2 protein-coding genes are annotated in these 26,526 nt (G+C 75.9%); both read left to right on the top strand.

Features of this window, described 5'->3' with window-relative positions:
* Positions 1-10: 10 nt before the first annotated feature.
* Positions 11-10,225 carry a type I polyketide synthase gene (locus O1G21_RS33915; protein WP_270149093.1) on the top strand — a complete coding sequence of 3,405 codons (10,215 nt, stop codon included), beginning with the start codon at positions 11-13 and terminating at the stop codon, positions 10,223-10,225.
* Positions 10,226-10,261: 36 nt separating this feature from the next.
* Positions 10,262-26,509, top strand: a complete 16,248-nt coding sequence (locus tag O1G21_RS33920; RefSeq protein WP_270149095.1) for a type I polyketide synthase — start codon at positions 10,262-10,264, stop codon at positions 26,507-26,509.
* Positions 26,510-26,526: the final 17 nt, after the last annotated feature.

Consider the following 26,526-nt stretch of genomic DNA (forward strand, 5'->3'; position numbering starts at 1 on the left):
GCAGCCAGCCATGACCACGCCCCATGACAAGGTAGTCGCCGCTCTCCGGTCCTCGATGAAGGAGACCGAACGGCTGCGCAAACAGAACCGCCGGCTGCTGGCCGCGGCCGCCGAGCCCGTCGCCATCATCGGCATGGGCTGCCGCTACCCCGGCGGCGTCGCCTCTCCCGAGGACCTCTGGGAGCTCGTGGCGGGCGGCACCGACGCCACCGGCGGCTACCCGGAGGACCGCGGCTGGGACCTCGGAGCGTTGGCGGGCGCCGATGTCGACGAGCGCGGCACCCGCGTCTCGCGGCGCGGCGGCTTCCTCGACTCGGTGTCCGGCTTCGACGCCGACTTCTTCGGCATGTCGCCGCGCGAGGCCGTCTCCACCGACCCCCAGCAGCGCCTGCTGCTGGAGACCTCGTGGGAGGCGTTCGAGCGGGCCGGCCTCGACCCGACGGCCTTGCGCGGCAGCCGCACCGGCGTCTTCCTCGGGACCAACGGCCAGGACTACGCGTACCTGCTGGTTCGTTCCCTGGCCGACGCCACCGGCGACATCGGCACCGGCATCGCCGCTTCGGCGCTCTCCGGACGCCTCTCCTACACCCTCGGGCTGGAAGGCCCCTCGGTGACGGTCGACACCGCCTGCTCGTCCTCGCTGGTCGCCCTGCACTGGGCGGTCCAGGCGCTGCGGGCCGGCGAGTGCACGCTCGCCGTCGCGGGCGGCGTCAACGTGATGGCGACGCCCGGCTCGCTGTTGGAATTCTCCCGGCAGGGCGGGCTGGCCTCGGACGGGCGCTGCAAGGCGTTCGCCGACGGCGCCGACGGGACGGGCTGGGCCGAGGGCGTCGGCGTGCTGGTGCTGGAGCGGCTCTCGGACGCCCGCCGCAACGGGCACCACGTTCTCGCGGTCGTCCGGGGTTCGGCGGTGAACCAGGACGGCGCGTCCAACGGCTTCACCGCGCCCAGCGGCCCCTCGCAGCAGCGGGTGATCCGGCAGGCGCTGGCCGCCGCCGGGCTGTCGGCCGCCGAGGTCGACGCCGTCGAGGGCCACGGCACGGGGACGCCGCTGGGCGACCCGATCGAGGCCCAGGCGCTCCTCGCCACCTACGGACAGGGGCGGGAGGACGGCCGGCCGCTGTGGCTGGGCTCGGTCAAGTCCAACATCGGCCACGCCCAGGCGGCGGCCGGGGTCGCGGGCGTGATCAAGATGGTGCAGGCGCTGCGGGCCGGCGTGCTGCCCAAGACGCTGCACGCGGACGTGCCGTCCTCGCGGGTGGACTGGTCGGCGGGCGCGGTGCGGCTGCTGACGCAGGCGCGGGAGTGGCCGCTGGACGAGCGGCCGCGTCGGGCGGGCGTGTCGTCGTTCGGGATCAGCGGGACGAACGCGCACGTGATCGTCGAGGAGGCGGTGGAGGAGGCTTCCGAGGAGGACTCTTCGGCCGACGGCCCGTCGGTGGTGCCCGGTGTGGTGCCGTGGGTCGTCTCGGCGAAGTCGGAGGCCGCGCTGGACGCGCAGCTGGAGCGGCTCGCCGGGGTCGGGGGTGCTCCTGTGGACGTGGGTCTGTCGTTGGCGGGGCGCTCGCGGTTCCGGCACCGGGCGGTGCTGGTGGACGGCGCCGAGGTGGCGCGCGGGGTGGCGGGGGAGCGGTCGACGGCGTTCCTGTTCTCGGGGCAGGGGTCGCAGCGGCTGGGGATGGGGCGGGAGTTGTACGCCCGGTTCCCGGTGTTCGCGGCGGCGTTCGACGCGGTGTGCGGGGAGTTCGACCGGGGCTTGCGGGATGTGGTGTGGGGTTCGGACGCCGAGCTGCTGAACCGGACCGCGAATGCGCAGGCGGGGCTGTTCGCGGTCGAGGTGGCCCTGTTCCGGTTGCTGGAATCGCTGGGCGTGGAGCCGGAGTTCGTGGCCGGTCACTCGATCGGTGAGATCGCGGCGGCGCACGTGGCGGGGGTGTTCTCGCTGGAGGACGCCTGCAAGCTGGTCGGCGCTCGTGGCCGGCTGATGGAGGCGCTGCCGCCGGGCGGTGTGATGCTGGCGGTGCAGGCGACGGAGGGTGAAGTCCTCCCGCTGCTGGGCGGGTTCGTGTCGATCGCCGCCGTGAACGGGCCGACCTCGGTGGTCGTCTCGGGCAGCGAGGAGGCGGTCTCGCGGATCGAGGCGCATTTCGCGGACCGCAGGACCACGCGACTGCGGGTCTCGCACGCGTTCCACTCGCCGTTGATGGATCCGATGCTGGCGGACTTCCGAGCCGTCCTCGACGGTCTGTCCTACCGCGCGCCTTCGATCCCGCTGGTCTCCAACCTCACCGGCGCCCTGGGCGGCGACTTCGCGTCTCCGGACTACTGGGTGCGCCACGTCCGCGAGGCCGTCCGCTTCGCCGACGGCCTGCGCGCCCTGCGCGAGGCCGGTGCCACCGCCTTCGTCGAGCTCGGCCCGGAGGGCGTCCTCGCCGCCCTCGCCCAGCAGGACGGCCAGGGCTCCGACGCCCCCGCGCTCCCGCTGCTGCGCCGCGACCGGCCCGAGGAACACGCCCTCGTCACCGCCCTCGCCCGCCTGCACGTCACCGGCGTCCCCGTCGACTGGTCCCGGCTCTTCGACGGCACCGGCGCGAACCGGGTCGACCTGCCCACCTACCCCTTCCAGCACGAGCAGTACTGGCCCGCACGCGGCAGCGGCGCCGGCGATGTCGCCTCCGCCGGTCTGGTGGCGGCGGACCACCCGCTGCTCGGCGCCGTCCTGCCGCTCGCGGGCACGGACAGCGTCGTCTTCACCGGCCGGCTCTCGCCCGGCACGGTGGCGTGGGACGGCGACGCGGACGTCTTCCCGTCGGCCGGGTTCCTGGAACTGGCGATCCGGGTCGGCGACCACGTCGGCTGCGACCGGGTCGAGCGGCTCGCCGTCACCCGGCCGCTCGCCCCGGCCGACGCGGGCGGCGGCACGGTCGTCCAGGTCAGGGCCGGTGTGCCGGACGAGTCGGGCGCGCGGACGGTGACCTTCTTCTCGCGCCCCGACGGCGGCCTCGACGATCCGTGGACGGAGCACGCCACCGGGGTGCTGACCACGGGAGCGCGCGCCGCCGACTTCGACGCGGCGCTCTGGCCACCGACCGGCGCGGTCGCGGACGGCGCCGGTGTCTGGCGGCGCGGCGAGGAGACCTTCGTCGAAGTCGAGATCCCGGCCGAACTGGCGGGTGCGGCGGCCAGGTTCGGTCTGCACCCGGCTCTGCCGGCCGCCGTCCTGAGGGCGGACGGACGAGGGCTCGTCCCGGTGGCCTGGTCCGGGGTGTCGCTGCACGCCACGGGCGCCACCGTGGTGCGGGCGCGGCTGGTGCGGACGGGCACGGACACGCTGTCGCTGGCCCTCGCCGACGCGGCGGGCGAGCTCGTGCTGTCGGCGGAGTCCGTGGAGTTGGGCGAGCCGGCCGCCGCCTCCCACGGGGTGAACGGCTCACTGCTGAGGCTGGAGTGGGTCGCGGCCGTGCCCGCCCGTCCGGTCGGCGTCCGGTTCGTGGAGGCCGCCGGGCTGTCGGAGCTCGGGGACGACGTGCCGGACGCGGTGGTGGTCCCGGTACCGGGCGGTTCGACGCCCGAGGACGTGCACGGGGTGACGGCGTGGGCGCTGGGCCTGGTGCAGGAGTGGCTGGCCGAGCCGCGCTTCGCCGACGCGCGTCTCGTCCTCGTCACGCGGGGCGCCGTGGCGGGTGGCAAGGTGTCCGACCTCGTCGGCGCTGCCGTGTGGGGCCTGGTGCGGGCTGCGGAGTCGGAGCACCCGGGCCGGTTCGTGCTCGTCGACACGGACGGTGAGCTGCCGCTGGAGGCCGTGCTGGCGACCGGCGAGCCGCAGGCGGTGGTCCGCGACGGCGCCGTGTGCGTGGGCCGGCTGGCCCGCGTCACGCGGGGCGGGTCCTCGGCCGGCTGGGGCGGGGGCACCGTCGTCGTCACGGGCGGCACCGGCGGCCTGGGGCGTCTCGTCGCCCGCCACCTCGTCACCGAACACGGCGTCCGGGACCTGCTGTTGCTGAGCCGCCGCGGTGGTTGTGGCGCGTGGCTGGAGGAACTGCGCGCGCTGGGCGCCGGTGTCGAGGTCGTGGCCTGCGACGCCGCCGACCGCGAGGCGCTCGCCGAGGCGCTGAGCGGCCGGACGATCACGGGTGTCGTGCACGCGGCCGGTGTCCTGGACGACGGCGTGGTGAACGAACTGACGCCCGAGCGCCTGTCCGCCGTCCTCCGGCCGAAGGTGGACGCGGCCTGGAACCTCCACGAGCTGACCAGGGACCAGGACCTCAAGGCCTTCGTCCTCTTCTCCTCGATCTCCGGTGTCCTGGGCAGCGCCGGTCAGGGCAACTACGCGGCGGCGAACGTCTACCTCGACGCGCTGGCGCACTGGCGCCGCCAGCAGGGCCTGGCCGCCCAGTCGTTGGGCTGGGGCGCGTGGGCGCCGACGGGCGGCATGACGGGAACGCTCTCCGAGGCCGATCTGCACCGCATCCGCTCCTCCGGCGTCCCGCCTCTGACCGACGGGGACGGTCTCGCGCTGCTCGACGCCGCGATGGCCGTCGACGAGCCGTACCTGGTCGCGACCGGTCGCATGGCACCGGGAGCCCGCCCGCGCGGCGAGGTGCCGACGATGTTCCGCGCGCTGCTGCCCGCCGCTCGCCGGAGCGCGGCGAACATGGGCGGCACGGGCGCCGCGCTCGCCGCGCGCCTGCACGAGCTGCGTGAGGGCGACCGGCTGCGCCACGTCGGCGACCTCGTCCGCGCGGAGGCCGCCGGGGTCCTGGGACACGCCTCGGGCCAGGCGGTCGACCCGGGCCGGGAGTTCCGTGATCTCGGGTTCGACTCCCTCACCGCGATCGAGCTGCGCAACCGCCTCGCCGCCGTCACGGGGCTCCGGCTCCCGGCAACCCTGGTCTTCGACCACCCGACCCCGCGCGTCCTCGCCGCCCACCTCCTCGGGGAACTCCTCGAGGAGGACGACGAACCGGCGGCCCCGGCGGCCGTCGGCGGCGACGCCCGGGAACCGATCGCGATCGTCGGCATGGCCTGCCGCCTGCCCGGCGGTGTGCGGGCCCCCGAGGACCTCTGGCGGCTCCTGAGCGAGGGGCGCGACGGCATCACCGACTTCCCGACCGACCGCGGCTGGGACCTCGGCGCGCTCTTCGGCACCGGCCACGGCGTGAGCGCCACCCGACAGGGCGGCTTCCTGGCCGACCTCGGGGACTTCGACGCGGGCTTCTTCGGCATCTCGCCGCGCGAGGCCCTCGCCATGGACCCGCAGCAGCGTCTGCTGCTGGAGACGTCCTGGGAGGCCTTCGAACGGGCCGGCATCGATCCGACCGCGCTGCGCGGCAGCCGGACCGGAGTCTTCGTCGGCACGACGGGCCAGGACTACGCCTCGCTGGTGATGAACTCCCGCGACGAGGTGGAGGGCCACGCCAGCACCGGACTGGCCAACAGCGTGATCTCCGGCAGGGTGTCGTACTGCTTCGGCCTGGAGGGTCCGGCGCTGACGATCGACACCGCCTGCTCCTCCTCGCTGGTGGCGATGCACCTGGCCGCGCAGTCCCTCCACAGCGGCGAGTGCACGCTGGCACTGGCCGGCGGGGTGACCGTCCTGTCCACGCCGATGAGCTTCCTCGGCTTCACCCGGCAGGGCGGCCTCGCGACGGACGGGCGCTGCAAGGCGTTCGCGGACGGCGCGGACGGGACGGGCTGGTCGGAGGGCGCGGGCGTGCTGGTGCTGGAGCGGCTCTCGGACGCGCTGCGCAACGGGCACCCGGTGCTCGCGCTCGTGCGCGGCAGCGCCGTGAACCAGGACGGCGCGTCGAACGGGCTCACCGCGCCCAACGGGCCGGCCCAGCAGCGCGTCATCCGGCAGGCGCTCGCCAACGCCGGGCTGTCGGGCGCCGAGGTCGACGCCGTCGAGGCGCACGGGACGGGCACGACGCTGGGTGACCCGATCGAGGCCCAGGCGCTGCTCGCGACGTACGGGCAGGACCGCGAGCACCCGCTGTTCCTCGGCTCGGTCAAGTCCAACCTCGGCCACACCCAGGCGGCGGCCGGCGTCGCGGGCGTGATCAAGATGGTGGAGGCGATGCGGGCGGGCGTGCTGCCCAAGACGCTGCACGTCGACGCGCCGTCCTCGCACGTCGACTGGTCGGCGGGCGCGGTGGAGCTCCTGACGGAGGCGCGGACGTGGCCCGAGGCCGGGCACCCGCGACGCGCCGGGGTCTCGTCGTTCGGGATCAGCGGGACGAACGCCCACGTGATCGTGGAGCAGGCGCCGGCGGTCGAGCGGGCCGAGCAGGCGGTCGTGGCCCCGGGCGTCGTGCCGTGGGTGGTGTCGGGAGCGTCGGAGGCCGCGCTGGACGCGCAACTGGCCGGACTCGTCGACGTGGACGGTTCGGCGGTGGACGTCGGGCTGTCGCTGGCAGGGCGGTCGCGGTTCGGGCACCGGGCGGTGCTGCTGGACGGGGCCGAGGTGGCGCGCGGCGCGGCGGGGGAGCGGCGGCTCGCGCTGCTGTTCTCCGGGCAGGGGTCGCAACGGCTGGGCATGGGGCGCGAGTTGTACGGCCGGTTCCCGGTGTTCGCGGAGGCGTTCGACGCGGTGTGTGCCGCGACGGACGTGCCCGTGCGCGAGGTGGTGTGGGGCGAGGAGGCGGAGCCGCTGAAGCGGACGGGGTACGCCCAGGCCGCGCTGTTCGCGGTCGAGGTGGCGCTCTTCCGGCTCGTCGAGTCGCTGGGCGTCCGGCCGGATTTCGTGGCCGGTCACTCGGTCGGTGAGATCGCTGCGGCGCACGTGGCGGGGGTGTTCTCGCTGGCGGACGCCTGCAAGCTCGTGATTGCTCGCGGTCGGCTGATGGAGGCGCTGCCGTCCGGTGGCGTGATGCTGACGGTGCAGGCGACGGAGGACGAAGTCCGCCCGCTGGTGGGCGACTTCGTGTCCATCGCGGCCGTCAATGGCCTGAGGTCCGTCGTCGTGTCGGGCACGGAGGAGGCCGTCGCGGCTGTCGAGGCGCACTTCGCCGACCAGCGGACGTCCCGCCTGCGGGTGTCCCACGCGTTCCACTCGCCGCTGATGGACCCGATGCTGGCGGACTTCCGTGAGGTCCTCGACGGCCTGTCCTACCGCGAGCCTTCGATCCCGCTGGTCTCCAACCTCACCGGCGAGCTCGGCGGCGCGGACTTCACCACCCCCGACTACTGGGTGCGCCACGTCCGCGAGGCCGTCCGCTTCGCCGACGGCGTCCGCGCCCTCGACACCGCCGGTGCGACGGACTACCTGGAACTCGGCCCCGGCGGCGTGCTCACCGCCCTCACCGAACAGATCCTCGTGGAGCAGAGCCCCGCCGCCCAGGACCCGCACGGGGGCGTCGACCGCGTCGTCGTCCCCGCGCTGCGCCCCGACCGACCCGAGGAGGGCGTCCTGCTGACGGCGCTCGCCCGCCTCCACGTCGTCGGCGTGCCCGTCGACTGGGTCCGGGTCCTCGACCACACCGGCGCCCGGCGAGTCGTCCTGCCGACGTACGCCTTCCAGCGTGAGCGCTACTGGCCGGCCCAGGCCGTGCACACGGGTGACGTGACCGGCGCGGGCCTTCAACCGGCCGAGCACCCGCTGCTGGGCGCGGTGGTCTCCCCGGCCGACTCGGGCAGCGTGCTGCTGACCGGCCGGCTGTCGCTGAAGGCGCAGCCGTGGCTGGGTGACCACCGGGTGGGCGGCGTGGCCGTCCTCCCCGGGACCGCGTTCCTGGACCTGGCCGTCCGAGCCGCCGACCAGGTGGGTTGCGACCGGGTCGAGCGGCTGACGCTCGCCGAGCCGCTGGTGCTGCCCGAGGACGGTGCCGTCGCCGTCCAACTGGTCGTCGGCACGCCGGACGGGGCCGGGACGCGTCCGCTGAGCTGCTACGCCCGGCCGGCGGACGGGGCGGACGGCCCGTGGGTCTGCCACTCCACTGGCATCCTGGCCGTGGGCGAGCGGGAAGCCGGGTTCCACGCCGCTGAGTGGCCCCCGGCCGAGGCGGTAGCCGTGGATCCGGCGTCCTGCCACGACCCGCTGGACCACGGCCCGGCGTTCCGCACGCTGCAGGCGGTGTGGCAGCGGGGAGACGAGGTGTTCGCGGAGGCCGTCCTGCCGGGCCGGGCCGAGGACGCGGCGCCGTACGGGCTGCACCCGGCGCTGCTGGAGGCGGCCGTCCAGATCGCCGGCCTGACCGGGGCGGACGAAGGCGCGCGGCTGGTGCCCGCCGACTGGCGGGACGTGGCGCTGCACGCCACCGGCGCGGCGGTCGTGCGGCTGCGGGTCGCGCGGGCGGGTGCGGACGCGGTGTCCGTCGAGGTCACGGACGCCGCGGGCGGCCCCGTGCTGTCGGCCGGATCGCTGGTGCTGGGCGAGCCGGCCGCCGCGGCCGAGCAGGCCGGATCGGCCGGGGTGCTGCTGCGGCTCGACTGGGCGGACGCCTCGGCGCGCGCCGCCGGGCCCGTGCAGGCCGTCACCCTGGGCGAGGACGTGCCGTCGCTCGCCGACCTGACCGGCGAGGCGCCGGACCTGGTCCTCGTGCCGGTGGCGGGCGGTTTCGCGCCCGAGGACGTCCATGCGGTGACGGCGTGGGCGCTGGGCCTGGTGCAGGAGTGGCTGGCCGAGCCGCGCTTCGCCGACGCCCGCCTGGTGTTCACGACCCGGGGGGCGGTGCCGGGCGGTGCGGTCGCGGACCTCGCCGGCGGCGCGCTCTGGGGTCTCGTCCGGGCGGCCGAGGCCGAGAACCCGGGCCGGTTCGCCCTGCTCGACGTCGAGCGGGCGTCGGACGTGAAGGCGGCGCTGCCCGTCCTCTCGACGCAACTGAGCGGTGGAGAATTCCAGTTCGCCGCTCGGGCCGGTGTCGTACGGGTGGGCCGGCTGGCCCGGGTGGCCCCGGGCGAGTCCTCGGTGGGTTGGGGCGGGGGCACCGTGGTGATCACGGGTGGCACCGGTGGCCTGGGCCGTCTCGTCGCCCGGCATCTCGTCACCCGGCACGGTGTGCGTGAGTTGCTGTTGCTGAGCCGCCGGGGTGGCGCGTCCGAGCTGGTGGACGAGCTGGCGGAGCTGGGGGCGCGCGCCGAGGTGGTGGCCTGTGACGCGGCCGATCGGGAGGCGCTCGCCCAGGCGCTGGACGGGCGGACGGTCACCGGTGTGGTGCACGCGGCCGGTGTGCTGGACGACGGCATCGTGACCGGCCTGACTCCCGAACGCCTGTCTGCCGTCCTGCGGCCGAAGGTGGACGCGGCGTGGAACCTCCACGAGCTGACCGAGGGCCAGGGCCTCAAGGCCTTCGTCCTGTTCTCCTCCGTCTCGGGCGTGATGGGCAGTGCGGGTCAGGGCAACTACGCCGCGGCCAACGTCTACCTGGACTGCCTCGCGCACTGGCGCCGCCAGCGGGGTCTGCCCGCCCAGTCGCTGGGCTGGGGCGCCTGGGTGCCCACGGCCGGCATGACGGGCACGCTGTCCGAGGCCGACCTGCACCGCATCCGCGCCACCGGGGTCCCGCCCCTGACCGAGGAACAGGGCCTCGCCCTGCTCGACGCCGCCACGACCGTCGACGAGCCCTACCTGGTCCCCATCGGCCGCGCCACCGGCCCCACCCGGATGCCCGGCACCGTGCCCGCGCTGCTGCGCGGCCTCGTCCGCGGTGCGCGCCGCGTGGTCGAGTCCACGGGCGGGCGCACCGGAGCGGTGGTCGCGCTCGCCGCCCGCCTCACCCAACTGCGCGAGGGCGACCGGCTGCGCCACGTCGTCGACCTGGTCCGCACCGAGGCGGCGGCCGTCCTCGGCCACGCCTCGCCCCAGGCCGTCCCCGCCGACCGGGACTTCCACGACCTCGGCGTCGACTCCCTCACCGCCCTGGAACTGCGCAACCGTCTCACCGCCGTCACCGGCCTGCGCCTGCCCGCGACCCTGGTCTTCGACCACCCGACCCCCGCCGTCCTCGGCGCCCACCTGCTCGGCGTGCTCCTCGACGAGCGGGGCGCGGCGGACGGCGCCGCGCTGTTCGGCCAACTCGACCGCCTGGACGCGGCGCTGGCCGAGGCCGACACCGACGAGGCGACGCGCGACGCGCTCGCGCTCCGGCTGCGCCGAATGCTGGAGAAATTGCGAAACCAGGACGCGCAGAATGCCGAGGACGCCATTGCGGAGCGGCTCGAAGCAGCGAGCGCGGACGAGGTCCTGGCCTTCATCGACAACGAGCTCGGCCGTCTGAGCGACCGCTGACCGACCCCGCCTCATCACAGGAAGGCACCACCCCCCATGTCGAACGACAGCAAGCTCGTTGACTACCTCAAGTGGGTCGCGGCCGACCTGCACCAGACCCGCCAACGACTGCTGGAGGTCGAATCCGGCCGGCACGAGCCGATCGCCATCGTCGGCATGGCGTGCCGGCTGCCCGGCGGGGTGACCACCCCCGAGGAGCTCTGGCGGCTGGTCGAGGACGGGCGGGACGGCGTCACCGGCCTTCCCGCCGACCGGGGGTGGGACATCGGGGCGCTGCTCGGGGAGGGCCACGGCAGCAGCGCCTCGATCGAGGGCGGGTTCGTCGCGGCCGGCGAGTTCGACGCGGGCTTCTTCGGCATCTCACCGCGCGAGGCCCTCGCGATGGACCCGCAGCAGCGCCTGCTGCTGGAGACGTCCTGGGAGGCGTTCGAGCGGGCCGGCCTCGACCCGAGCGGCCTGCGCGGCAGCCGCACCGGCGTGTTCGTCGGCACGGCGGGCGTCGACTACGTCGGCGTGGTGATGAACTCGGACGAGGACATGGAGGGTCACGCCACCACCGGTCTGACGGCGAGCGTGCTGTCCGGCCGGGTGTCCTACACCTTCGGTCTGGAGGGCCCGGCGGTCACCGTCGACACGGCGTGTTCGTCCTCGCTGGTGGCGATGCACCTCGCGTCGCAGGCGCTCCGGGCCGGCGAGTGCACGCTGGCCCTCGCGGGCGGCGTCACCGTGCTGTCGACGCCGATGAGCTTCTCCGGGTTCTCCCGGCAGGGCGGGCTGGCCCCGGACGGGCGCTGCAAGGCGTACGCGGACGCGGCGGACGGGACGGGCTGGGCCGAAGGCGCGGGTGTGTTGGTGCTGGAGCGGCTCTCGGACGCCCGCCGCAACGGGCACCCGGTGCTGGCCGTCCTGCGGGGCAGCGCCGTCAACCAGGACGGCGCCTCGAACGGCCTCACCGCGCCCAACGGCCCGTCCCAGCAGCGCGTCATCCGGCAGGCGCTGGCCGCCGCCGGGCTGTCGGCCGCCGAGGTCGACGCCGTCGAGGGCCACGGCACGGGAACGCCGCTGGGCGACCCGATCGAGGCCCAGGCGCTGCTCGCCACCTACGGGCAGGACCGCGAACGGCCACTCCTGCTGGGCTCGCTGAAGTCCAACATCGGCCACACCCAGGCCGCCGCCGGCGTGGCGGGCGTGATCAAGACGGTGATGGCATTGCGGCGGGGAGTGCTGCCCAAGACACTGCACGTCGACGCGCCGTCCGCTGAGGTGGACTGGTCGGCGGGGGCAGTCGAGCTGCTCACCGAGGCCCGCGCCTGGCCGGAGGTGGACCGGCCGCACCGCGCCGGCGTGTCCGCGTTCGGGATCAGCGGGACGAACGCGCACGTGATCGTCGAGGAGGCGGTGGAGGAGGCTTCCGAGGAGGACTCTTCGGCCGACGGCCCGTCGGTGGTGCCCGGTGTGGTGCCGTGGGTCGTCTCGGCGAAGTCGGAGGCCGCGCTGGACGCGCAGCTGGAGCGGCTCGCCGGGGTCGGGGGTGCTCCTGTGGACGTGGGTCTGTCGTTGGCGGGGCGCTCGCGGTTCCGGCACCGGGCGGTGCTGGTGGACGGCGCCGAGGTGGCGCGCGGGGTGGCGGGGGAGCGGTCGACGGCGTTCCTGTTCTCGGGGCAGGGGTCGCAGCGGCTGGGGATGGGGCGGGAGTTGTACGCCCGGTTCCCGGTGTTCGCGGCGGCGTTCGACGCGGTGTGCGGGGAGTTCGACCGGGGCTTGCGGGATGTGGTGTGGGGTTCGGACGCCGAGCTGCTGAACCGGACCGCGAATGCGCAGGCGGGGCTGTTCGCGGTCGAGGTGGCCCTGTTCCGGTTGCTGGAATCGCTGGGCGTGGAGCCGGAGTTCGTGGCCGGTCACTCGATCGGTGAGATCGCGGCGGCGCACGTGGCGGGGGTGTTCTCGCTGGAGGACGCCTGCAAGCTGGTCGGCGCTCGTGGCCGGCTGATGGAGGCGCTGCCGCCGGGCGGTGTGATGCTGGCGGTGCAGGCGACGGAGGGTGAAGTCCTCCCGCTGCTGGGCGGGTTCGTGTCGATCGCCGCCGTGAACGGGCCGACCTCGGTGGTCGTCTCGGGCAGCGAGGAGGCGGTCTCGCGGATCGAGGCGCATTTCGCGGACCGCAGGACCACGCGACTGCGGGTCTCGCACGCGTTCCACTCGCCGTTGATGGATCCGATGCTGGCGGACTTCCGAGCCGTCCTCGACGGTCTGTCCTACCGCGCGCCTTCGATCCCGCTGGTCTCCAACCTCACCGGCGCCCTGGGCGGCGACTTCACGTCTCCGGACTACTGGGTGCGCCACGTCCGCGAGGCCGTCCGGTTCGCCGACGGCCTGCGCGCCCTGCGCGAGGCCGGTGCCACCGCCTTCGTCGAGCTCGGCCCGGAGGGCGTCCTCGCCGCCCTCGCCCAGCAGGACGGCCAGGGCTCCGACGCCCCCGCGCTCCCGCTGCTGCGCCGCGACCGGCCCGAGGAACACACCCTCGTCACCGCCCTCGCCCGCCTGCACGTCACCGGCGTCCCCGTCGACTGGTCCCGGCTCTTCGACGGCACCGGCGCGAACCGGGTCGACCTGCCCACCTACCCCTTCCAGCACGAGCGCTACTGGCCGCGCCCCTCCCGCCGCGTGGGCGACGTGACCGGTGCCGGCCTGTCGCCGGCCGAGCACCCGCTGCTGGGCGCGACCGTCGCGCTCGCGAACGCCGAGGGCACCCTGCTGACCGGTCGCCTGTCGCTCAAGGCACAGCCGTGGCTGGGCGACCACCGGGTGGGCGGCGTGGCCGTCTTCCCGCCGACCGGGTTCCTGGAACTGGCCGTCCGCGCCGGTGACCAGGTGGCCTGCGACCGCGTCGAGCGGCTGACGCTCGCCGAACCGCTCGTTCTGCCCGAGGACGGCGCGGTCGTGGTCCAGATCCAGGTGGACGCCCCGGCGGCCTCCGGGTCCCGGCAGGTGCGGATCTTCTCGCGCCCGGACGCGGACATCGACGCCGCGTGGACCGAGCACGCCTCGGGTGAACTGGTCCGCGGCCAGTGCGCGGCCGGGTTCGACGCCTCCGTCTGGCCGCCGAAGGGGGCGGTCGTCGCCGAGCTGACGGGGATCCGGGAGGAGGCGGATCTCGGTCCGGCCTTCGACGGGCTGCGCTCGGTCTGGCGGCGCGGTGGGGAGACCTTCGTCGAGGCGGTCCTGCCGGGCGACGCGGCCGACGAAGCCGCGGGCTTCGGCGTGCACCCGGCACTGCTGGCGGCCGTGGTGCGGGCGGACGGCCGGGGACTGGTGCCCACGGCCTGGTCCGGGGTGTCGCTGCACGCCACGGGCGCCACCGTGGTGCGGGCGCGGCTCGTGCGCACGGGCGGACAGACCCTCGCGCTCGCCGTCGTGGACGCCGCCGGGGACCCGGTGCTGTCGGCCGAGGCCCTGACGCTGGCCGAGCCGGCCGCCGTGGCGCGGGGGGCGGCCACCGCGGGTTCGCTGCTGCGGCTGGAGTGGGTGCCCGCGCCGTCGCGTGCGGGTGAGCACGTGCCGACGGTGACGCTGGGCGCGGAGGTCGCGGAGCTGTCCGAACTCGGCGACGACGTGCCGGGCGCCGTGGTGGTCCCGGTGTCGGGCGGTTCGACGCCCGAGGACGTCCACGACGTGACGGCGTGGGCGCTGGGCCTGGTGCAGGAATGGCTGGCCGAGCCGCGCTTCGCAGATGCGCGCCTGGTGTTCGTCACCCGGGGCGCGGTGGCCGGTGGCGAGGTCGCGGACCTGGCCGGCGGCGCGCTCTGGGGCCTGGTGCGGGCGGCCGAGTCCGAGAACCCGGGCCGGTTCGTGCTCGTGGACACGGACGGCGAGCTCCCGCTGGACGCCGTGCTGGCGGCGGGTGAGCCGCAGGTCGTGGTGCGCGCCGGCGTCGTCCGGGTGGGCCGGCTGGCCCGGGTGGCCCCGGGCGAGTCCTCGGTGGGTTGGGGCGGGGGCACCGTGGTGATCACGGGTGGCACCGGTGGCCTGGGCCGTCTCGTCGCCCGGCATCTCGTCACCCGGCACGGTGTGCGCGAGCTGCTGTTGCTGAGCCGCCGCGGAGGCGCGGCCGAGTTGGTGGGCGAGCTGGCGGAGCTGGGGGCACGCGCCGAGGCGGTGGCCTGTGACACGGCCGATCGGCAGGCGCTCGCCCAGGCGCTGGAGGGCCGGACGGTCACCGGGGTCGTGCACGCGGCCGGTGTGCTGGACGACGGCATCGTCACCGCACTCACCCCGGAGCGCATGTCTGCCGTCCTCCGGCCCAAGGTGGACGCGGCGTGGAACCTGCACGAGCTGACCAAGGACCAGGACCTCAGGGCCTTCGTCCTCTTCTCCTCCATCTCCGGTGTGATGGGCAGCGCCGGCCAGGGCAACTACGCCGCGGCAAACGTCTACCTGGACTCCCTCGCACACTGGCGCCGCCACCAGGGCCTGGCCGCCCAGTCCCTGGGCTGGGGCGCCTGGCTGCCGACCGCCGGTATGACCGGCACGCTCTCCGAGGCCGACCTGCACCGCATCCACGCCTCCGGTGTCCCGCCCCTCAGCGAGGAGGACGGTCTGGCGCTGCTCGACGCCGCCATGGCCGTCGACGAGCCCTACCTGGTCGCGACCGGCCGCATGGCCGCCGGCGCCCGCCCCCGCGGCGAGGTGCCGACGATGTTCCGCGCCCTACTGCCCGGCGGGCGCCGCACGGCGTCCACCACCGGCACCGGTGCCGCCACCCTGATGGCCCTCGCCGCCCGCCTCTACGAGCTGCGCGAGGCCGATCGCCCGCGCCACGTCGTCGACCTCGTCCGCGCCGAGGCCGCGACCGTCCTCGGCCACGCCTCGCCCCAGGCCGTCCCCGCCGACCGCGACTTCCACGACCTCGGCATCGACTCCCTCACCGCGCTCGAACTGCGCAACCGCCTGACCGCCGTCACCGGCCTGCGCCTCCCGGCGACCCTGGTCTTCGACCACCCGACCCCCGCCGCCATCGCCGACCTCGTCCTCGCCGAGGTGCTCGGGCAGCACGCCGAGCCGGTGGCCCCGGCCGCGGCGGCCGCCGCCACCGCCGACGACCCGATCGCGATCGTCGGCATGGCCTGCCGCCTGCCCGGCGGAATCGGCACCCCGGAGGAGCTGTGGGCGCTGGTAGCCGAAGGCCGCGAGGGCATCTCCGACTTCCCGACCGACCGCGGCTGGGACCTCGACACCCTGCTCGGCGGCGGCCCCGGCGACCGCGGGCGCAGCGCCACCGCCAAGGGCGGCTTCCTGCACGGGGTGGCCGACTTCGACGCGGCGTTCTTCGGCATCTCGCCGCGCGAGGCCCTCGCGATGGACCCGCAGCAGCGGCTCCTGCTGGAGACCTCCTGGGAGGCCGTCGAGCGTGCGGGCATCGACCCGACGGCGCTGCGCGGCAGCCGGACCGGGGTCTTCGTCGGCACCGGTGGCCAGGACTACCTGACGCTCGTCATGAACGCGCAGGAGGACATCGAGGGCCACGCGAGCACCGGCCTCGCCGCGAGCGTGGTCTCCGGCCGGATCTCCTACACCTTCGGCCTGGAGGGCCCGGCAGTCACCGTCGACACCGCGTGCTCCTCCTCGCTCGTGGCGATGCACCTGGCCTCGCAGTCGCTGCGCATCGGCGAGTGCACGCTGGCCCTGGCCGGCGGCGTCACCGTGATGTCGTCCTCGCTCGGCTTCCCCGGCTTCACCCGGCAGGGCGGTCTGGCCCCGGACGGGCGCTGCAAGGCATTCGCGGACGGCGCCGACGGCACCGGCTGGTCGGAGGGCGCGGGCGTGCTGCTGCTGGAGCGGCTGAGCGACGCCCGCCGCAACGGACACCCGGTGCTCGCGGTCGTGCGCGGCTCCGCCGTCAACCAGGACGGCGCCTCCAACGGACTGACGGCGCCCAACGGGCCCTCCCAGCAGCGCGTCATCCGCCAGGCCCTGGTCAACGCGCGCCTCGAGGCGGCGGAGGTCGACTTCGTCGAGGGCCACGGCACGGGCACCACGCTCGGCGACCCGATCGAGGCCCAGGCTCTCCTCGCCACCTACGGGCAGGAGCGCGAACGGCCGCTGCTGCTCGGCTCGCTGAAGTCCAACATCGGCCACACCCAGGCCGCCGCCGGCGCGGCCGGCGTGATCAAGACCGTGCTCGCGATGCAGCACGGCGTGCTGCCCCGCACGCTGCACGTGGACGCGCCGTCCTCGCACGTCGACTGGTCGGCCGGTGACATCCGGCTGCTCACGCGGGCGGAGGAGTGGCCGGACACCGGGCGTCCGCGCCGCGCGGGCGTGTCGGCCTTCGGCATCAGCGGCACCAACGCGCACGTGATCGTCGAGCAGGCCCCGTCGGCCGAGGCCACCGCGCCGGAGCCGTCGGTGGCGCCGGGCGTCGTGCCGTGGGTGCTCGCGGGCAAGTCCGAGGCGGCGCTGGACGCGCAGCTCGCGCGGCTGGACGGCCTGGACGCCCCGCCCGTGGACGTCGGCCTCTCGCTGGCCGCCGGGCGGTCGCGCTTCGCGCACCGGGCGGTGCTGCTGGACGGCGCCGAGGTGGCTCGCGGCGTCGCCGACGGCGAGCGCAGGACGGCGCTGCTGTTCTCCGGGCAGGGCGCCCAACGCCTCGACATGGGGCAGGAGTTGCACGGGCGCTTCGCCGTGTTCGCCGAGGCCTTCGACACGGTCTGCGGGCAGTTCGACCTACCCGTCCGGGAGGTCGTGTGGGGTGACGACGAGGAGCTGGTCAACCGGACGGAGTACGCCCAGGCCGGGCTGTTCGCCGTCGAGGTCGCGTTGTACCGCCTCGTCGAATCGCTGGGCGTGCGGGCGGAGTTCGTCGCGGGCCACTCGATCGGCGAGATCGCGGCGGCGCACGTGGCCGGGGTGTTCTCGCTGGAGGACGCGTGCAAGCTGGTCGGCGCCCGTGGCCGGCTGATGCAGGCGCTGCCGTCCGGTGGTGCGATGCTCGCCGTGCAGGCGACGGAGGACGAAGTCCTGCCGCTGCTGGGCGAGTCCGTGTCGATCGCCGCCGTCAACGGCCCGACGTCCGTCGTGGTGTCGGGCACCGAGGAGGCCGTCTCGCGGATCGAGGCGCACTTCGCCGACCGCCGGACCACTCGGCTGAAGGTCTCGCACGCCTTCCACTCGCCGCTGATGGACCCGATGCTGGAGGACTTCCGCGAGGTCCTCAACGGGCTGACGTACAGCGCGCCTTCGGTCCCGCTGGTCTCCAACCTGACGGGCTCCCTGGGAGGGGACGTCACCACCCCCGACTACTGGGTGCGCCACGTCCGCGAGGCCGTCCGCTTCGCCGACGGGATCCGCGCACTGCACGCGGCCGGTGCCACCGACTTCCTGGAGCTCGGCCCCGACGCGGCCCTGTCCCCGGCCGTCCGCCAGACCCTCGCGGACGCGACGGACGTCGTCGTCGAGTCGGCCGGCCGCCGCGGCCGCCCCGAGGAGAGCGCGCTGCTGACCGCGCTCGCCCGCCTCCACGTCGTCGGCACGCCCGTCGACTGGGCGCGCCTGTTCGACGGCACCGGCGCCCGCCGCGCCGACCTGCCGACCTACGCCTTCCAGCGCGAGCGCTACTGGCCGCAGACGCACGCCCCGGCGGGCGGACGCCCCGACGCCGCCGGGCCGGACGACCCGCTGGACGCCCGCTTCTGGGCCGCCGTCGAGGGCGAGGACCTGGACGCGCTCGCCGCCGACCTCGCCGTGGACGGCGACGCGCTCGGCGCGGTCCTCCCGGCGCTTTCCGCCTGGCGGCGCCACCACCGCGACCAGTCGCTGCTGGACGCGCTGCGCTTCCACGAGTCCTGGCGCGCGCTCCCGGGCGGCTCGACGGCCCGGCCCTCCGGCCCGTGGCTGGTCGTGGCGCCTGCGGCTGACAGCGCCGAGGACGGCGACGATGCGTGGACGGAGGCGGCCTGCGAGGCCGTCGGACCGGACGCGCTGTGCCTGTCCGTGCCCGTGGCTGAACGTGCCGAACTCGCCGCGCTGCTGCGCGGGCTGCCCTCGGCAGGGCGACGGTTCACCGGCGTCCTGTCCCTCCTTGCGCTCGGCCGGGGCACTGACCCGGCCGCCGTGACCCTCGGCCTCCTCCAGGCGCTGCGCGACGCGGACGTCACCGCGCCGCTGTGGTGCCTGACGCGCGGCGCGGTCGCCGTGGCCCCCACCGAGGCGCCGGCCGCGCCCGAGCAGGCCGCCGCGTGGGGCCTCGGCCGGGTCGCCGCGCTGGAGCACCCCCAGCAGTGGGGCGGCCTCGTCGACCTGCCCGAGACGCCCGACGGGTCCGCGGTGCGCCGCCTGGCCGCCGTCCTGGCCGGCGCGGACGGCGAGGACCAGATCGCGATCCGCACCGCCGCCGTCCACGCCCGCCGTCTGGTCCCGGCCCCGGCCGGGGCACCGGACGCGGGCTGGACGCCGGGGGCGACCCCGGGCACCGTGCTGATCACCGGCGGCACCGGCGGCCGGGGTGCGGCCGTGGCCCGTCAGCTCGCCGCCGCGGGCGCGAGCCACCTGCTGCTGGCGAGCCGCCGGGGCCCCGACGCCCCCGGCGCCGCCGACCTCGCCGAGGAGCTGCGCGGTCTGGGCGCCGTCGTGACGATCGCCTCCTGCGACGTCGCCGACCGGGCCGCCCTCGCCGCCCTGGTGGCCGCGGTCCCCGCCGACGCCCCGCTCACCGCCGTCGTCCACGCGGCGGGCACGGTCGACGACGGCGTCCTCGACGACCTGACGCCCGAGCGCCTCGCCGCCGTCCACCGGGTCCGCGCCCGAGCCGCCCACCACCTGGACGAGCTGACCCGCGGCCTCGACCTGACGGCCTTCGTGCTCTGCTCCTCCGTCGCGGGCGTCGTCGGGACCCCCGGCCGCGCCACCCTCGCCGCCCCGGCCGCCGTCCTGGACGCGCTCGCCCGGCGCCGCCGCGCCGAGGGCCTGCCCGCCACCTCCATCGCCTGGGGCGCCTGGATCGGTGCCGAATACTCGGCTCCGGCCGAGGACGACGGACGCACCCGGCGCGCCGCCGTCCCCGCCCTGCACCCCGAGCTCGCCCTGGCCGCGCTGCGCCAGGCAGTCACCCGTCCGGCGCCCGCGCTGGTGCTGCTCGACCTGACGCAGCCGCAGGTCCTGGAGAGCCTGATCGGCCTGCGCGGCAACCCGCTGCTGCGCGACCTCCCGGCCGCCCGGCCCGCCCTGGAGGCCGCCGCCGTGGCCCGCCGGGACTACGCGACCACCGCCTCCGAGCTCACCGGCCACCTGCGCGCCCTCACCCCGGCCGAGCGCACCGCGCTGCTCACCGACCTGGTCCGCACCCACGTCGCCGCCGTGCTCGGCTACGCCGACCGCTCGGCCGTCGCCCCGGACCGCAAGTTCCGCGACCTCGGCTTCGACTCGCTGACCGCCGTCGAGCTGCCCGCCCGCCTCAGCGCGGCCACCGGCCGCAAGCTCCCCGCCACCTCCGTCTACGACTACCCGACCGCCCAGGCCCTCGCCGAGCACCTCCTGGCCGAACTCCTCGACACCCCCGCCGGCCCGCTGCCGCCCGCCGTCCGGGTCGCGGCCGACGACACCGACCCGATCGCGATCGTCGGCATGGCCTGCCGCCTGCCCGGCGGCGTCACCTCGCCCGACGAGCTGTGGCGCCTGGTCTCCGAGGGCGGCGACGGCATCGCCGGCTTCCCCGGGGACCGCGGCTGGGACCTGCGGACCCTCCTCGCCGGCGACCGCGACGGCCGCGGCCGCAGCGCCACGCTGGAAGGCGGCTTCATCGACGCCGTCGCCGACTTCGACGCCTCCTTCTTCGGCATCTCGCCGCGCGAGGCCCTCGCGATGGACCCCCAGCAGCGCCTCCTCCTGGAAACCTCCTGGGAGGCGCTGGAGCGCGCCGGCGTCGACCCGCAGAAGCTCGGCGGCAGCCGCACCGGCGTCTTCGTCGGCACCAACGGCCTCGACTACGCGACGCTCATGATGAACTCGCGCGAGGACATCGGCGGCCACGCCGGCACCGGCCTCGCGTCGAGCGTCCTGTCCGGCCGCATCTCCTACACCCTCGGCCTGGAGGGCCCGGCCGTCACCGTCGACACCGCGTGCTCCTCGTCCCTGGTCGCCCTGCACTGGGCCGCCCAGGCGCTGCGGGGCGGCGAGTGCGGACTCGCCCTCGCGGGCGGCGTGACGGTGATGACCACACCGGTGAGCTACGCCGGCTTCACCGTCCAGAACGGCCTCGCCGCCGACGGCCGCTGCAAGGCCTACTCGGACGCCGCCGACGGCACCAACTGGTCCGAGGGCGTCGGAATGGTCGTCCTGGAGCGGCTGTCAGACGCGCGGCGCAACGGCCACGAGGTGCTCGCGATCGTGCGCGGCAGCGCCGTCAACCAGGACGGCGCCTCGAACGGCCTCACCGCGCCCAACGGCCCGTCCCAGCAGCGGGTCATCCGCCAGGCCCTAGCGAGCGCCGGACTGGCGCCCGCCGACGTCGACGCCGTCGAGGGCCACGGCACCGGCACCGCCCTCGGTGACCCGATCGAGGCCCAGGCGCTCCTCGCCACGTACGGCCGCCACCGCGAACGGCCGCTGCTGCTCGGCTCGCTGAAGTCCAACATCGGCCACACCCAGGCCGCCGCCGGGGTCGCCGGCGTGATCAAGACCGTGCTCGCCATGCGGCACGGTGTGCTGCCGAAGTCCCTGCACATCGACCGGCCGTCCACCGTCGTGGACTGGACGGCGGGCTCGATCGACCTGCTCACCGAGGCCCGGCCGTGGCCCGAGGTCGACCGGCCCTGGCGCGCCGGGGTGTCCTCGTTCGGGATCAGCGGCACCAACGCGCACCTGATCCTGGAACAGGCGCCCGCCGTGACCGAGCGCACCGACGACCAGCGGGTGCTGCCCGCTGTCGTCCCGTGGGTGCTGTCCGGCCGCTCCGAGACCGCGCTGGAGACCCATCTCGCCCGCACCTCCGCCCTCGAACTCTCCCCCCTGGACATCGGGTACTCGCTCGCCGCCGGACGCTCCGCCTTCGAGCACCGGGCCGTGCTGCTCGCCTGCAGCGAGGGACTGACCGAGGTCGCCCGCGGCGTCGCGGCCGACCGCTCGACGGCCTTCCTGTTCACCGGCCAGGGCTCCCAGCGCCTCGGCATGGGCCGGGAGCTGTACGCGCGCTTCCCGGTGTTCGCGGACGCCTTCGACGCGGTGTGCGCGGTGCTCGACGAACACCTGGACCAGCCGCTGCGCGCGGTCGTGTGGGGCGAGGACGCGGACCTGCTGAACCGCACCGCGTACGCCCAGGCCGCGCTGTTCGCGGTCGAGGTGGCGCTCTACCGGCTCGTCGAATCCCTGGGCCTGCGGCCGGACTTCGTCGCCGGCCACTCGATCGGTGAGATCGCGGCGGCGCACGTCGCCGGGGTGTTCCCGCTCGGCGACGCCTGCGCCCTGGTGGCGGCGCGCGGCCGGCTGATGCAGGCGCTGCCGGAGGGTGGCGCGATGCTGGCCGTGCAGGCGACGGAGGAGGAAGTCCTGCCGCTGCTGGGCGAGTCCGTGTCGATCGCCGCCGTCAACGGCCCGACGTCCGTCGTGGTGTCGGGCACCGAGGAGGCCGTCTCGCGGATCGAGGCGCACTTCGCCGACCGGCGGACGACGCGGCTGAAGGTCTCGCACGCGTTCCACTCGCCGCTGATGGACCCGATGCTGGAGGACTTCCGCGCCGTCCTCGACGGTCTGTCCTACCGCGCCCCGTCGATCCCGCTGGTCTCCAACCTGACCGGCTCCCTGGGCGGGGACGTCACCACCCCCGACTACTGGGTGCGCCACGTCCGCGAGGCCGTCCGCTTCGCCGACGGCGTCCGCGCCCTGCGCGACGCCGGTGCGAGCGCCTTCCTCGAACTCGGCCCCGACGGCGTCCTCACCGCCCTCGCCGAACAGAGCCTCGGCGACGACGCGGCCGACTGCGTGCGCGCCGCCGCCCTGCGCAAGGACCGCGCCGACGAGCGCACCCTGCTCACCGCCCTCGCCGCGCTCCACGCCGCCGGCGTCCCGGTCGACTGGACGGCCCTGTTCGACGGCACCGGCGCCCGCCGGGTCGACCTGCCCACCTACGCCTTCGACCACCGCCGCTACTGGCCTCGCCCGGCCGCCCTCTCCGGCGACGTCGCCTCCGTCGGCCTCGTCCCCGCCGACCACCCGCTGCTCGGCGCCGCTGTCCCGCTCGCCGACGACACCGACGGCGCGCTGTTCACCAGCCGGCTCGCCCTGCGCGTCCACCCGTGGCTGCTCGACCACCGGATCGGCGGCCGGCTCGCCTTCCCCGCCGCCGCCTTCGTCGAACTGGCCGTCCGGGCCGGCGACCAGGTCGGCTGCGGCAGGATCGCGGAGCTCACGCTCGGCGACCCGCTGCCGCTCGCCGAGGACGACGAACCCGTCGTGCAGGTGCGCGTCGGCGCCCCCGACGACACCGGCGCCCGCCCGGTGGCCTGCTACGCCCGCCCCGGCGACGCCGCGCCCGACGAGCCGTGGACGCGCTGCGCCACCGGCACCCTCGTGCCCCAGGAGAACGACCTGCCGGACTACGCCCAGGCCGCCTGGCCGCCGGCGGGCGCGCTCGACGTCGACCTGGACGGCTTCTACCGCGAGCCCGGGCGCGGCCCGGCGTTCCGCGGACTGCGCGCCGCGTGGCTGCGCGGCGAGGAGGTGTTCGCCGAGGTCGAACTGGAGGGCGAACCCGCCGACGACGCCCGCTACTTCGGCCTCCACCCGGCCCTGCTCGACGCCGCCCTGCACGCCGCCGTGCTGATCGGCGTCGGCACCGAGGAGCAACTGCCCCAGCCCCAGGCCTGGCAGGGCGTGGCCCTGCACGCCGGGGGAGCGGCCGCCCTGCGGGTGCGGGTGGCCCGCCTCGGCGAGGACACGGTGTCCGTCACCGCCACCGACCCGGCGGGCGGCGCGGTGCTGACGGTCGGCTCGGTCGTCCTGCGCGCCCCGCAGGCCGCCAGCGCCGCCCGCACCGGCCGCGACCCGCTGTTCCGGATCGAGTGGGTCCCCGCCCCGGCCACGCCGCCCGCCGCCACGGCGCCGAGTTGCACCGCCCTCGGCCGGGACGCCTACGGCACGGGCTCCTCGGCCGCGACCCTCGCGGACCTCGGCCGCCAGGTGCCCGACCTCGTCCTGGTCGCCCTGGACGGCCCGGCCGGCGACGTCCCCGAGGCCGTCCACGCGCACACCACGCGCGTGCTCGCGCTCGTCCAGGAGTGGCTGGCCGACGACCGCGCCGCCGCCTCCCGGCTGGTGTTCGTGACCCGGGGCGCCGTCCGGGCCGCCGACGGCGAGACCGTCCGCGACCTGCCCGGCGGCGCCGCCTGGGGGCTGGCCCGCACGGCGAACTCCGAGCACCCCGGCCGCTTCGCCCTCCTCGACGTCGAGCGGACGGAGGACGTGGCCGCCGTGCTGCCGCTGCTGCCCGGCCTGCTGGCCGACGGCGAGGCCCAGTTCGCCGTCCGCGGCGGCGCCCTGCGGGTCGGCCGGCTGGCCCGGCTCACGGACGCGGCGGGGCTGCTGCCCCCGGCCGGCACGCCGTGGGTCCTGGACGGCCTGCCGGCCGGCGACCTGGCATTCGTGCCCAGCCCGGGGGCGGCCGAGCCGCCCGCGGCCGGGCAGGTGGCCGTGGCGGTGAAGGCCGCCGCGGTACACGCACACGGCACCGGCGCGGCCGGCGTGGTGACGGCGGTCGGTGACGGTGTGCCGGGGCTGCGCCCGGGCGACGAGGTGTTCGGCATGCTGCCCGCCGGGCCGAAGGCGGTCGTCGATCGGCGCCTGCTGGCCCCGCTGCCCGAGAGCTGGTCCTTCGGGGCCGCCGCCGCACTGGCCGCCGACTACGTCCCCGCCCGCCGGGCCCTCGACGGCCCGACCGGCCGGACCGTCCACGTCCACGCCACCGCGACCGGACCGGCCACCGCCGCCGTCGAGCTGGCCCTGCGGCTGGGCGCCGACGTGTCCGCCACGGCCCCCGACGACCTGCGCGAGGCCCTGCTCGGCCTCGGCCTGCCGCCCGAGCGGCTCACCGGCCGCGCGGCGGCGGACACCGTCCTCGTCCTCGACGACGACGCCTTCGCCCAGCTGCCCGCGCCGGACGCCGACGAGACCGCCGCGGTCCTCGCCGAGCTCGCCGCCCTGGCCGGACGCGGCGAGCTGACCGCGCCGCCGGTCGTCGCGCACGACGTCCGCGCCGCCCGCACCGCGCTCGCCACCCAGGTGGCCGCCACCCGGACCGTCCTCACGATGCCCGCGGAGCGCGACCCCGACGGCACCGTGCTGATCACCGGCGGCACCGGTGCCCTCGGCCGCCGCCTCGCCCGCCGCCTCGCCGTCACCGGCGCCCGTCACCTGCTGCTCACCAGCCGGCGCGGACCGGACGCGCCCGGTGCGGCCGAACTCCTCGCCGACCTGGCGGCGCTCGGCGCCGAGGCCCGCGTCGTCGCCTGCGACACCGCCGACCGCGCCGCCACCGAGGCCCTGCTCGCCGGCATCCCGGCCGAACACCCGCTCACCGCCGTGATCCACACGGCCGGTGTGCTGGACGACGGCATCATCACCGCGCTCACCCCCGAGCGGCTGTCTGCCGTCCTGCGGCCCAAGGTCGACGCCGTCTGGCAGCTCCACGAGCTCACCCGGCACCTCGACCTCGCCGTGTTCGCCGTCTTCTCCTCCATCGCGGGCGCCATGGGAAGCCCCGGCCAGGGCAACTACGCCGCAGCCAACGCCTTCCTGGACACCCTGATCGACCACCGCAGGTCGCTCGGCCTCGCCGGCACCTCGCTCGCCTGGGGCCCGTGGGCCCAGGAGGCGGGCATGACCAGCGAGCTCAGCGAGACCGACATGCGGCGCATGCAGTCCGGCGGCATCCCGCCGCTCTCGGTCGAGCAGGGCCTCGCCCTGTTCGAGGCCGCCCTCGGCTCCGCCGAACCGCTCGTCATCCCGATGGGCCTGGCCGCCGGGGGCATGCGCCCCCAGGGCGACGTGCCGCCGCTGTTCCGCGGACTCGTCCGCGCGGCCCGGCGCACCGCCTCCGGCGGCGGCGCGAGCGGCGCCGCCGCCGCCGACTTCACCCGCCAGCTGCTCGACCTGGGTGAGCGCGACCGCATGCACTACCTGGTCGACACCGTCCGCGCCGAAGCCGCCGCCGTCCTCGGCCACGCCTCCCCGGAGGCCGTCGACGCCGAACGCGACTTCTACGAGCTCGGGTTCGACTCGCTCACCGCCGTCGAGCTGCGCAACCGGATCGCCGCCGTCACCGGCCTGCGGATGCCCGCCACCGTCGTCTTCGACAGCCGCTCGCCCATCGAGCTCGCCACCTGGATCCGCCGCGAACTCGCTGACCAAGCCACCGAGGACGGCACCGGCGGGGCCGTGCTCGGCTCCGGCGCCGAGCCCGAACTCGACTCCCTGGAGCGCCTGTTCACCGACGCCCTGGTCAACGGCAAGGTGCCCGAGGCCCAGCGCATGCTCGCCACCGTCGCGGCCCTGCGCCCTACCTTCGAGGCGACCGCCGAACTGGAGGACCTGCCCTGGGCGACCCGCCTCGCCGAGGGCCCCCGCCCGACCCGGCTGATCTGCGTCAGCGCGCCGACGGCCAACGCGGGCGTGCACCAGTACTCCCGCCTCGCCGCCCACTTCCGCGGCGAGCGCGAGGTGTCGGCGCTCCCGCTGGTCGGCTTCGCCACCGGCGAGCGGCTGCCCGCCACCCCCGAGGTCGCCACCCGGGTGATCGCCGAGAGCGCCCTGCGCGCCAGCGACGGCCACCCGTTCGTCCTCGCCGGCCACTCCTCCGGCGGCTCCTTCGCCTACGCGGCGGCCGGCCTGCTGGAACACACCTGGGGCATCCGCCCGGCCGGCGTCGTCCTCTTCGACACGCTGAGCTTCCAGCACAACGCCGACGAGGGCACCGACTACACCGGGATGATGCGGCTCAACTTCACCGGCGCCGACTCGCCGGTGCGGCTGACCAACTCGCGCCTGTCCGCGATGGGCCGTTGGATGGTCCTGCTCAACCGCCTGGAGGTCCACCACACCACGGCCCCCGTCCTGCTGGTCGGTTGCGACCGCGCCCTGACCGGCGTGGACCTGACCCCCATCGAGCAGCGAGCCCAGGCCGAACCGCTCGTACCCGGCGCCAGGGTGGTCGGCGTCGATGCCGACCACCTGTCGATGATCCGCGAGGACTCGGCCCTCACCGCCGCGATCGTCGAGGAGTGGCTGCGCGGCCAGGAGTGACACCTTTGAGCGGGCGT

It is taken from the genome of Kitasatospora cathayae (assembly GCF_027627435.1).
GTDB classification, from domain to species: domain Bacteria; phylum Actinomycetota; class Actinomycetes; order Streptomycetales; family Streptomycetaceae; genus Kitasatospora; species Kitasatospora cathayae.

Excerpts from the sequence above, each read along its gene's own strand:
- O1G21_RS33920 (WP_270149095.1), top strand. The coding sequence starts at position 10,262 with ATGTCGAACGACAGCAAGCTCGTTGACTACCTCAAGTGGGTCGCGGCC.
- O1G21_RS33915 (WP_270149093.1), top strand. The coding sequence starts at position 11 with ATGACCACGCCCCATGACAAGGTAGTCGCCGCTCTCCGGTCCTCGATG.